This is a genomic window from Chamaesiphon sp. GL140_3_metabinner_50 (assembly GCF_025361915.1).
GTDB lineage: Bacteria > Cyanobacteriota > Cyanobacteriia > Cyanobacteriales > Chamaesiphonaceae > Chamaesiphon.
This window is the reverse complement of record NZ_JANYJC010000055.1, coordinates 1-12,901: the sequence shown is the minus strand read 5'-3', so window position 1 is coordinate 12,901 and position 12,901 is coordinate 1. Positions and strand designations below refer to the sequence as shown.

The 12,901-nt window shown below is 43.2% G+C and carries 12 protein-coding genes; 7 read left to right on the top strand and 5 right to left on the bottom strand.

Annotated elements, in window-relative coordinates:
• The coding region (locus tag Q0R35_RS02765; RefSeq protein WP_295614236.1) for a leucine-rich repeat domain-containing protein at positions 1-811 on the bottom strand (811 nt) is incomplete at its 3' end.
• A 201-nt stretch (positions 812-1,012) separates the two neighbouring features.
• On the opposite strand from Q0R35_RS02765, the gene Q0R35_RS02760 reads away from it, so the two are divergent.
• The 5 genes from Q0R35_RS02760 (at position 1,013) to Q0R35_RS02740 (ending at position 4,877) form a co-directional block, all read left to right on the top strand.
• Positions 1,013-1,876 (top strand): YihY/virulence factor BrkB family protein, encoded by an 864-nt coding sequence (locus Q0R35_RS02760; protein WP_295614233.1) that lies wholly within the window; start codon positions 1,013-1,015, stop codon positions 1,874-1,876.
• A 212-nt stretch (positions 1,877-2,088) separates the two neighbouring features.
• The gene (locus tag Q0R35_RS02755) at positions 2,089-2,670 is read left to right on the top strand and encodes a TerD family protein (protein WP_295614232.1); all 582 of its coding nucleotides are present in this window, start codon (positions 2,089-2,091) and stop codon (positions 2,668-2,670) included.
• Between the two features lie 30 nt (positions 2,671-2,700).
• Positions 2,701-3,309, top strand: coding sequence for a TerD family protein (locus Q0R35_RS02750; RefSeq protein WP_295614230.1), 609 nt, complete (start codon positions 2,701-2,703; stop codon positions 3,307-3,309).
• A gap of 81 nt (positions 3,310-3,390) precedes the next feature.
• Positions 3,391-4,107 carry a peptidase M10A and M12B matrixin and adamalysin gene (locus Q0R35_RS02745; RefSeq protein WP_295614227.1) on the top strand — a complete coding sequence of 239 codons (717 nt, stop codon included), beginning with the start codon at positions 3,391-3,393 and terminating at the stop codon, positions 4,105-4,107.
• Between the two features lie 101 nt (positions 4,108-4,208).
• Entirely contained in the window at positions 4,209-4,877 is a 669-nt protein-coding gene (locus Q0R35_RS02740; RefSeq protein WP_295614225.1) for a hypothetical protein, read from the top strand.
• Between the two features lie 94 nt (positions 4,878-4,971).
• Here Q0R35_RS02740 and Q0R35_RS02735 read toward each other — a convergent pair whose 3' ends face one another.
• Both Q0R35_RS02735 and Q0R35_RS02730 read right to left on the bottom strand, forming a co-directional pair.
• Positions 4,972-5,901 carry a bestrophin family protein gene (locus Q0R35_RS02735; RefSeq protein ID WP_295614223.1) on the bottom strand — a complete coding sequence of 310 codons (930 nt, stop codon included), beginning with the start codon at positions 5,899-5,901 and terminating at the stop codon, positions 4,972-4,974.
• Positions 5,898-7,163, bottom strand: coding sequence for a dicarboxylate/amino acid:cation symporter (locus tag Q0R35_RS02730; RefSeq protein ID WP_295614221.1), 1,266 nt, complete (start codon positions 7,161-7,163; stop codon positions 5,898-5,900). The genes Q0R35_RS02735 and Q0R35_RS02730 overlap by 4 nt, the downstream gene beginning before the upstream one ends.
• 429 nt (positions 7,164-7,592) lie before the next feature.
• Between Q0R35_RS02730 and trpD the strand changes: the two genes are divergently transcribed.
• Both trpD and Q0R35_RS02720 read left to right on the top strand, forming a co-directional pair.
• Positions 7,593-8,642, top strand: coding sequence for an anthranilate phosphoribosyltransferase (gene trpD / locus Q0R35_RS02725; protein ID WP_295614219.1), 1,050 nt, complete (start codon positions 7,593-7,595; stop codon positions 8,640-8,642).
• Between the two features lie 115 nt (positions 8,643-8,757).
• Positions 8,758-10,704 (top strand): serine protease, encoded by a 1,947-nt coding sequence (locus Q0R35_RS02720; RefSeq protein WP_295614217.1) that lies wholly within the window; start codon positions 8,758-8,760, stop codon positions 10,702-10,704.
• Positions 10,705-10,737: 33 nt separating this feature from the next.
• Here the strand turns inward: Q0R35_RS02720 and Q0R35_RS02715 are convergent, their stop codons facing one another.
• On the bottom strand, positions 10,738-11,736 hold the full coding sequence (locus tag Q0R35_RS02715) for a GntR family transcriptional regulator (RefSeq protein ID WP_295614215.1): 999 nt from the start codon (positions 11,734-11,736) through the stop codon (positions 10,738-10,740).
• Positions 11,737-11,987: 251 nt separating this feature from the next.
• Positions 11,988-12,788, bottom strand: coding sequence for an RNA methyltransferase (locus Q0R35_RS02710; RefSeq protein WP_295614213.1), 801 nt, complete (start codon positions 12,786-12,788; stop codon positions 11,988-11,990).
• Positions 12,789-12,901 lie beyond the last annotated feature (113 nt).

Below are 12,901 nucleotides of genomic sequence, written 5' to 3'. Positions count from 1 at the left end.
CTGAATCTATGTTAAGCAGGTTATAACGAGCGAGTACAATCCCTAAAAATCCAATGCATTCTAATTTAGGTATTGTTTTGAGAATTGGCAAATATGGAAATAGATCGACATGCCAGTTTAGCGATGTTAAATTTGGCAGCTTACTTAAATCTGCGAGTATTTTGTCGATCGAGAGATTTTGAGAAGAGTTTACCAATCCATAACTGTTGAGATTGAGTGCGACTAAATTTTTAAAATTACTAAGATCGTTTAAGATGGTTTCGATATATCGATCGCCTACATATATTTTAGTGAAGCCATTAGATTTTACGATCTTGAATTTTGTTTGAGTAGGCGATCGGGTAATCTTTAAATTAGGTATCCGATCGAGATTCGATAGATCGGTTAAGAGATTGCCGTCTAAATTTATTTCAGTTAAATTAGCTAAGGTGAAGAAAAAATCTGGAATGCGATCCAGACAATTGCTATTGAGGTTTAACTTTGTTAACTTTTCAAGGTTTTGGATACTATCTGGTAGGAATGTTAATCGATCGCCATTTAGATCTAATCTAGTTAAATCGATCAGGTTACCGATACTTTCTGGTAGAGTAGTGAATTGATGCCCATTTAAGTACAGCTCGGTGAGACTGGTAAGATTGCCGATACTTTCTGGTAGGCTACTAAGACGATTACCATTGAGATTTAGCTTAGTTAAATAGACAAGATCGCCGATATTTTCTGGCAGGGCGATAAATTCATTACAGCGAAAATCTAGAGCGGTTATTCCCCATCTGACGATCTTAATTAGTTCTGCTAATTCTGCGGTTGTCATGCTCATTCGATTTCTGCTTACTGTTTCACGTCTGCTTGTGCTTAATATACCCAATTTGAGGCTGGACAAATAACCAAGTAGAAAAATTGGCGATCTCACCCGACTGTGACAATATACATTATGTAATTCCATCTTTAGATAGAGAGTAAACCGATCGCAAGCTGCTAGAAATAGGTGATAAATGTCATCATTGCTAGCGGTATGAATTTGAAGAGGATGTGGGGACTACTTAGAGAAACGATCGATGAATGGCAACGCGATCGAGTTGACCAAATGGCGGCGGCTTTGGCATACTATACATTATTCTCGATCGCGCCTTTGCTCGTCATTGCGGTAGCTGTCGCTGGTGCTGTCTTCGGGCAAGAAGCAGCTAGAGGCGAAATTGTCGCTCAAATTCAAGGATTGCTGGGTAAAGCAGGCGCAGAGGTGGTGCAGACGGCTTTAGCAAATACCCAAAATCCCCAAGCGGGAAGTGGCATCGCTGCTTCGGTAATTAGCACGCTGGCTTTACTTTTTGGAGCTTCTGGAGTGTTTATTCAACTGCAAGACTCGCTCAATACTGTGTGGAATGTCGAGCCGTCGCCACGGGCTGGAGTCAAAGCAGTGGTTCGCAAACGAATTTTCTCGTTTGCAATGGTGATTACGATTGGTTTTATTTTGATGGTTTCATTAGTTGTCAGTGCAGTTTTAGCCGGAATTAGTACATTTACCAATCAACTGTTTCCCGCATTAGAAATTTTCTGGAAAGTTTTTAATGTGGGGGTTTCACTGGGTGTATTTACATTATTATTTGCATTAATATATAAATACATTCCCGATATTAGTATTGCCTGGAAAGATGTTCTCGTCGGCGCACTGTTTACCTCGATTTTATTTAGTATCGGTAAAGAATTGCTCGGCTTTTATTTGGGTAATGGTAGCTTTGGCTCTGCTTATGGTGCCGCCGGATCGGTGGTGACTGTGTTAGCGTGGATTTATTATTCCGTCCAAATTATGTTATTCGGGGCAGAGTTTACACAAGTATACACTCGCAAATATGGTTCTCATCGATTGCCACGGCGATGATTCGAGCTATGGTGAAACTGGCTGAGGCTCGATCTAACGAATCTTAAATGACTTGAATTTAGTTAGTATCAGGGGAAATACGTGCTGTTAGATTCACGATCGCGATATTTTCCCCCAATTGGGGAATACTTGACGTAGCATTGAAGCAGTAGCTCCCGATCGATCTGATTCAATCGATCGAAATTAACATAGCAGCAAAGGAAGATGAAATTATGGCAGTATCATTAGCCAAAGGACAGCGCGTATCTTTAGATAAAATCGCCCCAGGATTGACAGAAATCTTCGTGGGGTTAGGTTGGGATGTTAAAGCCGTAGATACGGGCGTAGATTTCGATCTCGACGCTTCGGTATTCTTAGTCGGTAGTAACGAAAAATTAATTTCTGATAAGCATTTCATTTTTTATAATAATCTCATCAGTCCAGATGCGGCAAAATCAGTCGAGCATACTGGCGATAATCTCACAGGTGCGGGATCTGGCGACGACGAGGTAATTAAGATTAATTTAAAACAAGTTCCGCCAGAAATTGAGAAAGTTGTGGTGACGGTGACGATTCATGAAGCACAACAACGCAAACAAAATTTCGGTCAAGTGCAGAATGCTTTCGTGCGAATTGTCAATCTTCAAAACGAGCAAGAAGTCGTGCGTTATGACTTAGTAGAAGACTATTCGACTGAGACTGCACTGATTATGGCAGAACTTTATCGTAAAGACGGCGAATGGCGACTAAATGCTGTTGGTGCTGGCTATCAAGGTGGGTTGCAGGCATTACTCGATCGCTATCAACCTGCGTAACAATTATAGAGCTAATAGGAAGGATCGATTATGACAATTAGTCTGCAAAAAGGACAGCGAATTTCTTTATCAAAAGAAGCTCCAGGGTTGACTAAAATTAGCTGCGGTTTGGGTTGGGATGTAGTCAAACCTGCTGGCGGTGGATTTTTTAGCAATTTTGGTAAAAAAGCAGGTGAGGAGTACGATCTAGATGCTTCGGTAATTTGCTTAGATGAGGCTGGTAAATTTACCGATAATCAAAATATTATTTACTTTGGTAATCTCAGTCATCCTTCTGGCTCTATCATTCATCAAGGTGATAATCTGACTGGCGCAGGTGATGGCGACGATGAAGTAATTATTGTGGATTTATCAAAGATTCCCGATAATATTAGCAAACTAGTATTTGTTGTCAACATCTATGATTGTCAGGCTCGAAAGCAAGATTTTAGTAAAATTGAAAATGCTTTTGTGCGGTTGGTAAATATAGCCGATAATAAAGAACTCGCCCGTTTTAATCTTTCCGGTCAAGATTATCAAGGTATGACTGGAATGGTGCTGGCCGAAGTTTATCGTCATCATAACGAGTGGAAAATGGCAGCGATCGGTAATGGTACAAATGTTAATGGTATCGGCGAATTAGTTAAATCTTACATCTAATTTTAACTACATTAAAATGGCTCAACAATTTAGACGTGTTGAGCCATTTTTATCTACTTACAAGTATCCACTATTCACTAAATGTACCAAAGACTCAATCTTAATAAAAAGATCGATTTAAATCGTCTGCCAATTTGGGAACGGATCGATCTTATCCGTCCATTTAAACTAAAGTGCTTGAGTTGTCGATCGAGAATAGCAGCTAATTGGCGAATTTGTCCGCAGTGTGGTGCTGTTTTAAGTGCCGGAAAACCAAAACATCCCCATTGCATCTGGGTGAATGCTTGCTGGGAAGATACCGATCCTCACACAGATACTATGCTGTTAGAACTACTTAAAGATGTCTTTGCAAAAGTCTTTAGTGCATTTAGAAGTATTAATGTTTTTCTAACTTCAGATCCGCCAGATCCTTTACAGTGGGGAGATAAATTTACGCACATCGGTTTGATTATCGCTGGCGTAGCCTCTCCCCTGGAGAATCGCGAACCTGTCGATTATTTAGGTATTGCTAGTTTTCATCCCGGCGGAGTTACAGATCGGGCGATAGTTAGGTTAGACCAAATTCTCAATACTGCCGATCGCGCTCAACTATCAACCAATCAATTATCAAACTTAATTGCAAATACGATCGTCCATGAAATCGCCCATACATTAGGCTTAGATCATTCAGAATTACCCGCAGATGTGATGAATGACGGACTAGATCATCGCATTCATAGCTTAATGCCACCGTCGTTTCATGCGGAACAAATTACCCGAATGAATTATGCTATCCACCAACATCAATTGAGTTTATAGGTACATCTCTCTACTGAAAAAATCTCAAGTAAACATAAGTTTGATGGCGATGCTAACTATAACTTTGGGTGTAAACAAGTCAAGATGTTTGGTGAAGAATAATGTACGATCTTAACCAATTGGCTCAAACATGGCAGCAAGTTTGTAGCAATCTCTCGATCGATCTACTCGATCGGGATATCTCTAAGCAACAATCAATCGATCGCATCTTTAAACTTTTAGTTACTGCTTATACTCAATCCGATCGGCATTATCATAATCTCAATCATATCGATCGCATTCTGACTACTATAAATCGGTTTAGCGATTTTCACAGCCCCCGTGCCTTATATTTTGCTGCTTGGTTTCACGATTTTGTATACAATTCGCAAGCTTCAGGTAATGAAATTCAGAGTGTTAAAACTGCACGAGACTTATTAGCCAATTTAGGTGAATCTCAAGCAACGATCGAGCGAGTCAGTTTGTTAATTTTAGCAACCGACGGGCATAAAACCGACCCAAAAGATCGCGATTTATCGATTTTTCTAGATGCAGATTTAGCCATTCTCGGTACGCCGCTAGTTGTCTATCAAGCTTACCAGCAATCGATTCGACGCGAATATAGTTGGGTAGCAGATGCAACATATCAAACTGGACGCATCCGCGTCTTAGAAAGCTTTCTAGCACGCGATCGAATCTATCATACAGAATTATTATCTAACGAACTAGAATCGATCGCTAGACTTAATCTAGAGGGGGAAATAGATTTTTTGAAGAGGAGATGGGAGTAAGAAGTAAGAAGTAAGGAGTAAGAAGTAAGGAAAATAATTTCCCCGCTATTCACTATCCACTATCCACTATCCACTAAAACCTAAAACCTAAAACCTAATTCTGCTCGCCAGAACTGCTAATTCCATACATACCCGATCGACGATAATGAGGTTCGATACTAATTAGATCTTCAATATTGCGTTCGATCGTATTGCAGATTGCATCGAGAGGAAGATCGTTAGGATCGGTACCAAAAGGGTTTTCGATTTCTACCCCGATGGCTTCAATTCCAAACAATGTAAAACTAACTAAAGCAATTGCCGGAGCCGTCCACCAGTCCAGTTCTTCAACAACTTGGAAAGGTAGTAATAAGCAATAGAGCATGATTAACTGCTTGAGATGAATTGCATAAGCCATTGGCATTGGCGTTCGTAAAATTCGTTCGCAAGCACCGAGCATATCGACTAGTCCATTTAAGAGCGTTTGTAATTCGTTCATTTGATACAAACTAATCTGATTTTGCTCGTATTTTGCTTGCAAATAGTCACCGACCCAAAATGCAATTTCCAGAGGTGCATTAGTCGTCGATTGAAGTTTTTTGAATTGTAATGGCGAAACGAGCTTTGACAAACGATCGTCAACAGCTTGGGATCTTAGATGTAGTTTGGTCGATACTGCAAACGCTATTAATAGTTTTAAGATTTGCTCCTTTTCATGTCGATGATTGAGGTCTAACTCGCCGATCGCTACCCAGATCGAGCGCGATAAATTCCGAATATTATTAACTATCGAACCCCAGGCTTTGCGACCTTCCCAGAAGCGTTCGTAAGCGGTATTCGTCCTAAATACTAGTAATAAACCTAAGACAATACTCGGAATTATGCCACCAAAGGCTTTAGCTGCGATCGGCAGTTTATAAAAAGACAAAACCGAGATAAATAAGCCAAAAGATCCACAAAGTACGACTCTACCAAAAATAGTTGGTATGACCGAACCTTGAACTTTAAAAGCAACTTTAAACCAGTTTTTTTGCTCTACACTCATAACTCTTCAGTTGGAATGACACCGATTGCTTCGTCTTGAGATTGTCTGTGTTTGCCATCGATAACAGCACTAACTGTCATATCGCCCATTACATTGATTGCCGTACGACAGCGATCGAGAAACCAGTCTACCGTAATTAGAATCGCAATGTACACAGTTGGCAACCCGACCGAGCTAAATACTAGTGTCATTGTCACCAAACCCGCCTCTGGGATTCCGGCTGCACCCACAGATGCGACAATCGAAGTCAGCACCACCATCAGTTGTTGTACCAGCGAGAGATTTTGCCCTAATACCTGAGAGATAAATAATGCCGACATCGCCTCATACAGTGCGGTACCATCGTTATTAAAATTACTCCCCACCAGCGCGCCGAGTGAAGCTGAAGATTTGCGTAAGCCGAGCTTTTGCAAGACTTCAAAGGTAATTGGCATCGTCGCGGTAGATGAAGCCGTGGAGAACGCCGTAACTAACGCATCTGAGCCACCTTTGATAAATTCCTGCGGCGACAGCCACGAGCCAAATTTGACGCGGATTAGATAATAAATCGCTTGAAGCAACAAAGCGAGAATTACCGCCAACACGAACGAACCTAGCGATTTAAAAGGTTCAAATCCTTGCAGGGCGATAGTTTTCGCAACAATCCCAAATACCGCGATCGGTACTAAGGCAATTACCCAGTGTAAAATTCTAATTACTGCATCAAATAAAATCCCAATCGTCCGCTCGATCGCGATATAGTCACGTATTCCTCGATTTACTTGCTCGGTTTTAATCGCTCTAAGTACGACACCAAATGCTAGGGCGACAAATATCAACGAAATGACATTATTATCTACTAGCGGTTTGACTACTGAATCGGGAATTAGATCGGACAATAGTCCCCACGGATCGAGTTGTTTGACAGGCGACTTATTATCTTGAGCTACAGCCAAAGCTTGTCCGCCAGCACCCGGACGCAGCACATTAGCCACAAATAAGCCGATCGCGATCGCCACTACTGTATTAGTAATTAATAAGATCGATAACTTGCGCCCAGATCTACTGGGAATCTCTGCTGTTAAAAATGTATTGAGAATTGCCAGAAAAATTAAAGGTGTCGCCAGCGTGCGTAAAGCTTTTAAAATTAGGTCGCAAGGTAACGCTAAATGCTTGATAACATCTTTTTCTAAAATCGGGTTGCCAGCTCCCAACAGCACGCCGACGATGACTGCCACAATTAAAGCTGCAACAATTTGTAAATACAAAGGAATTTTATTCATGATTTAATTCTCAATTCAATAAAGCTCGATCCAAACCTGGTATCTAACCCAAGTTGCGAGTCTATGGGTTTCTAGTGGGATGGGTGTTAGCTGTTAGCTGTTAGCTTTTAGCTGTTAGCTGTTAGCTGTTAGCTGTTAGGTTTTAGCTGTTAGGTTTTAGCTGTTAGGTGTTAGATCCGATCCCATCGCTAATACCTAATACCCAATACCTAATACCCAATATCTAATACCCAAATCTTTAACCTTAGTTATAACTAGCAACTTGCGGTATTTAGCATCTTATCGTCTTACTTGGGTTGGAAATGCCAAAATATGACATTCTGGTAAAAATTCATCACATCGACAGTCGATCGAGAATATTAAGATTTATACTAGTCAATCGGATCGAGATGATAAGATCTATGCTACTGAATCGATCGTACTTGTATCATGAGCATATCCACTAGCCCCACCACATCAATTACTTGGTCGCTGTTACTCCAACAACTGCTAGACAGAGAATCACTCAGCCAGCAGCAAGCCACCATGCTGATGCAGGGATGGTTGCAAAATGAGATTTCACCCGCGCTCTCAGGGGCGATTTTAGTCGCATTAGAAACTAAGGGCATCACCGCCCCAGAACTAGCCGGGATGGCGCGCGTATTGCAAACTCCAGCCATCGCACATGCCATTCCGGTTATCGATACCTGTGGGACTGGCGGCGATGGTGCCTCGACATTTAATATCTCCACCGCAGTGGCGTTTGTCGCCGCAGCAGCAGGGGTGAAAGTGGCAAAACATGGCAGCAGGTCAGCATCGAGCCGCGTTGGTTCTGCGGACGTATTGGAGGCTCTGGGCGTACGCTTGACAGCTCCCGCCGAGCGAGTGGTGGCGGCGGTAGAAGAGGTGGGAATTACCTTTTTATTTGCGGCGGGTTGGCACCCAGCCATGAAGGCTGTCGCACCCCTGCGTCAAGAGTTGAAAATTCGGACGATTTTTAATTTAATCGGCCCCCTAGTCAATCCGCTGCATCCGACAGGACAAATTATCGGCATATTTACAGATAAATTGCTAGAAACGATGGCGACAGCCGCCGGAATTTTGGGTACTGGGCAAGCGATCGTTTTACACGGGCGCGAACGGTTAGATGAGGCAGGTTTGGGCGATTTAACCGATCTGGCAATTTTAGAGAACGGACGAGTGCGACTGACGAGTATCGATCCGACGGCATTCGGGCTTACCACCGCACCGATTACCGCGCTCAAAGGTGGCGATGTGGCTGAAAATGCGGCAATTCTCACCAGTGTATTGCAAGGTAAAGGTACCCCCAGTCAACGCGATGTCGTCGCGCTCAATGCTGGGCTGGCTTTACAAGTAAGTGGTATGATTCCGATCGGAGCGCATCAACGCGGGATTGAAATGGCACAAACTGTCTTGAGCAGCGGCGTTGCTTGGGATAAATTAACGCAGTTAGTCGAGTTTTTGAAACAGGATGAGTAAACACGTTCCTGGAGTAAGCAGTTTGGCAAGTGTAGCAACTATGGGAATGGTACCCATTGCTGTTAGCCTTTCCCCTTTACTCCCATAAATCCATCATCTCAATCAAAATTGCGGTATGTCTTACTTAATCCGGTTAATCTCGATTGTCTTCAGTAGCTCGATCGTCTTATATGGTACCGCTAGTTTGGGACTATCGGCAACGGAAGTTGCCAAAATTGCTAAAGCGGCGACAGTCAAGATTGAAGGAGATAATTCTCAAGGTTCGGGAGAGATTATTCAACAACAAGCCGGACAATATTTTGTATTGACTGCCGCTCATGTAGTGCAGAATAGTGAAGTAAAATATGCCGTAGTCACGTCGGACAATCGCCGCTATCCATTGTCTCCATCGGCAATTCAGATGCTACCAGGGGTCGATCTGGCTGTGGTAAAATTTACTAGCGATCGACGTTATTTAGTACCAAAGTTGGGTGATGCTAATACTGCTACTGAAGGTACGACTACATATGTGTCGGGATTTCCCAGCGGTACCGAAGCGATCGATGTTTCGATTTTTAGTTTTACAGATGGTAAAGTTACGGCTAATAGTAGTAGACCATTAAAAGATGGTTATTCAATTATTTACAGTAATAGTACTCTGCCGGGAATGAGTGGCGGTGGCGTATTTAACGATCGGGGGGAATTAGTTGCCATTCATGGCAAAGGCGATGTCGATACCAAAATTCAGACTTCTGAAATCAATCCTAATATTCGGGTTAAAACTGGATTTAATTTAGGCATACCAGTTAATACTTTCCAGCAACTATCTGCAAAAATCGGTTTAAATACTGGGATAAAACCCATTATTGCCACTAAGACACCCACAACCGATGACTTTATTTTGAGTGGATTCGAGCGAGTATCAAAATCGGATCTAGCTGGATCGGTAGTCGCTTTTTCTAAAGCGATCGAAGTCAATCCCAAGTTGGTAACACCCCGATTTTGGCGAGGTTCTTGTAAGTTATTAATGGGCGATGCGCGGGGTGCGATTGAAGATTTGAGTGCGGCGATCGCGATCGCGCCCAACAAGATTGAAGCTTATATGTATCGGGGTTCTGCCTATGCTAAGATTGGCGAAAAAACCAAGGCGATCGCCGATTTAGATAAAGCTGTCAGTCTCAATCCCCGCTCGGATGTTGCCTATGGAAATCGGTGCGCTCTCAAATTTAATCTCCGCGATTTTACAGGTGCGATCGCCGATTGCAACCGGGCGATTCAACTCAGCCCTAAAAATAGCTTTTATTATAGTTCTCGCGGTTCGGCATACTATCAGCTCAACCGCTATCGAGAGGCATTAAACGACCAAAATATCGCAATCCAAAAAAATCCTCAAGACAAGATTCTCTATCTCAGTCGAGGACTGGTGAAAAATAGTTTGGGTGACAATAATGGCGCGCTGTCAGATTTTAATATCGCGCTAAAATCTAAATACAATCCTCAAATTACATCAGAAATTTACAATACTCGCGCCCGCGTCAAAAACGAACTTAAAGATCGTCGCGGTGCGATTGCTGACTTTACCGAAAGCCTAGAAGTATTGCCAGATAATTCCCAAACTTATTTTTTCCGAGGTAATACTTATTACGAAGCAGGCAATTTATTAGCCGCAATTACCGATCTCGATCGAGCGATTAAACTCAATTCCAAATTTGTCGAAGCCTATCTCTTGCGGGGTGTCGTTTATAACGATACCAAAAATTCACGAGAGGCAATTGAAGATTTTAATATCGCACTTCAGCTCAACCCCAATCTTGCTGCTGCGATCCTCAGCAATCGCGGACTTTCAAAGTTCGATTTAGGCAATAAACAAGGCGCGCTAGCTGATTTCGATCGCGCGATTAGTCTCGATCGAGATGTGCCCAAAGCCTATTATTATCGAGGTTTAATTAAGGTATCATCGGGCAATAAACAGGGTGCGATCGCCGATTTACAGACGGCGGCTAAGTTGTATTCAGCCCGCAAAGACAACCAAAAATATCAACTAGCAATCAAAAAAATTGCCGAATTGCGACGATCTAAATAACGGGAGTCGCTCCTGTTGGAGCAACCGCATTATTTATACTAAACCTAGTTCGCGCTTGAGCAAATTAATCGATTTCAAACCGATATAGCTCTCGCTTTCGACGACTTGAGGAATCCTAATTAAGTCGTCGCCAGCAGCTTCGATCGCTTGATGGACGATATTTAGGCTGGCTTTATCGCTGATAATGGTATGAGCGCGGCGGATCGTGGCATTGAGTTTATAGTTATCCTTGGTTTGACACGCCATCACTAATAAATCGTCGCCACGCATACTGTGTACCATCATTTCAGCGACTGCTAAAATTCCCGCACTGAGACTGACAATCCCCACATAACTATTTTTGGGGAGAGTTTTGACAAGGGCTAGCTCTTTTTCGTAATCTTGTAAGTCTACAGGAATCACACGGATCGATCGCGGTGCAATGACTTGGCTACCAGCTAATTTTGCCTCTACGCTGCTAATAAAATAGCGACTGGTAACGACTGTCGCCGCTAATGATTGCGCCAGTTGTGCTTCCAATTTATCTAAGGTAACAAGCTGCACGGGAATACCTAACGATTGTTGCAACTCTTGGAGCATTAACTCACCCGCACCCATTTCAATTCTGGGGACAGTCACAAATACTCTGGCACTACACCGCCACCGCCAGTCGATTTCAGTTAAAAATAATTCTCGTGCTTGATTGAGCGAATAACCTTGTGCGAGTAGGGTATTGAGGCTCTGAGAGACTAAATCGAGCGCGGAAAGACTCGGATCGATCTGAGCATCCGCAACTAGATGATTGCTTTCATGCCCCAATGACTTGACATATATACCCGAACCAGGGACGGATTCGACTAAGCCAGTGCCTTCTAATTGGCTGTATACTTTACCGATCGTGTTGCGATGCAATCCTGTCTGCATGGCTAATTGACGGGTACTGGGTAATCGATGTCCGGGGGAAAATTGCCGAGACGCGATCGCAAACAACATCTGATCGTATAGTTGTTTTGATACGGGAATTTCGCTATCAGTTTGAATGTGGAATTGCATCGGTAGATTAGTTGACAGTCGATTTTAACAGTTGACAATCAAGAGGTAGTTGGGAAGCTTCCTTAATTACGACAAACACGTCTAAAAAGCTGCTGCCAGAAATTTATAGTTAGTTTGTCTGATGCTCTCAGCATACCCTTACGACAACGGGCTGTTCGTATCGATCGAATGTTGGCGATCGTCACAGCACCGCCGTTACCATTAAACTTCAACCCCAACTCGACTAATTTCGCGACTCTTGAGGCTCTAGTTCAACTTCTTTGTCTGCGGACTTCATACAACATCAACGCGGCGGCGGTGGCGACATTTAATGATTCTACCGTTGCCGACATTGGAATTTTAACCTGAAGCTCGGCTAATGCGGCTAAATCTGCGCTCAATCCCGCGCCCTCATTACCTAGTAAAATTAGTGTAGGCGATCGCAAATCAACATCCCAATAGCTAGTCGTCGTATGAGAAGTTGTCGAAATAACCCTAACTCCCTGCTGCTGATAACTAGTAACCAATGCGTGCAAATCGTCACTTACGCCCATCGCCAGCCGAAACCATTGCCCAGCCGAGGCGCGAAGTACTTTAGGATGATCTAAATCGACACTATCCCGACTCACCCACAATCCATCCGCACCTACAGCCGCCGCCGTGCGAACGATCGTGCCTAAATTCCCCGGATCTTGAATGGTAGATAATGCGATCGTCAAGTTGGCGGGAATAGGTGGCGTGGCTCCAGCCATCCGGGGCGCAATTGCCACGATCCCATCTGGATTCATCGTCGTCGCGATCGATCTAATTACTTCATCGCTGACTAATTCTACCCGTTGGCACAGCCTCTCTGAAAGAGAATCGCTAGTGTCACTCACGATCGACCACAATTCGGGATGACGCTCTTGCCATTGCGGGGTACAGCAAACGATATCCAATGGATAATTCACCGCACAGGCTTCTTGAATTAAATGCGTCCCTTCTAATAAAAATAATTGCGTTTCTCGCCGCTCCTTGGCATTTTGGAGCTTTTTAATTTGCTTGACGAGTGGGTTTTGAGTACTAGTTAACATATTGACTGCGATCGAGATACTATAGATCGGCGAACGCAGATAATTACTCAACGTTCGCCGATAACTCTAATAACTCTAAAACACGATGCGCGACCCGAGACTCGAACTCGGAA

Coding starts and splice junctions, on each gene's coding strand:
- Q0R35_RS02750 (WP_295614230.1), top strand. CDS start 2,701: ATGACAATTAGTCTGCAAAAAGGACAGCGAATTTCTTTATCAAAAGAA.
- Q0R35_RS02710 (WP_295614213.1), bottom strand. CDS start 12,788: ATGTTAACTAGTACTCAAAACCCACTCGTCAAGCAAATTAAAAAGCTC.
- Q0R35_RS02730 (WP_295614221.1), bottom strand. CDS start 7,163: ATGAATAAAATTCCTTTGTATTTACAAATTGTTGCAGCTTTAATTGTG.
- Q0R35_RS02720 (WP_295614217.1), top strand. CDS start 8,758: ATGTCTTACTTAATCCGGTTAATCTCGATTGTCTTCAGTAGCTCGATC.
- Q0R35_RS02740 (WP_295614225.1), top strand. CDS start 4,209: ATGTACGATCTTAACCAATTGGCTCAAACATGGCAGCAAGTTTGTAGC.
- Q0R35_RS02755 (WP_295614232.1), top strand. CDS start 2,089: ATGGCAGTATCATTAGCCAAAGGACAGCGCGTATCTTTAGATAAAATC.
- Q0R35_RS02745 (WP_295614227.1), top strand. CDS start 3,391: ATGTACCAAAGACTCAATCTTAATAAAAAGATCGATTTAAATCGTCTG.
- trpD (WP_295614219.1), top strand. CDS start 7,593: ATGAGCATATCCACTAGCCCCACCACATCAATTACTTGGTCGCTGTTA.
- Q0R35_RS02735 (WP_295614223.1), bottom strand. CDS start 5,901: ATGAGTGTAGAGCAAAAAAACTGGTTTAAAGTTGCTTTTAAAGTTCAA.
- Q0R35_RS02760 (WP_295614233.1), top strand. CDS start 1,013: ATGAATTTGAAGAGGATGTGGGGACTACTTAGAGAAACGATCGATGAA.
- Q0R35_RS02715 (WP_295614215.1), bottom strand. CDS start 11,736: ATGCAATTCCACATTCAAACTGATAGCGAAATTCCCGTATCAAAACAA.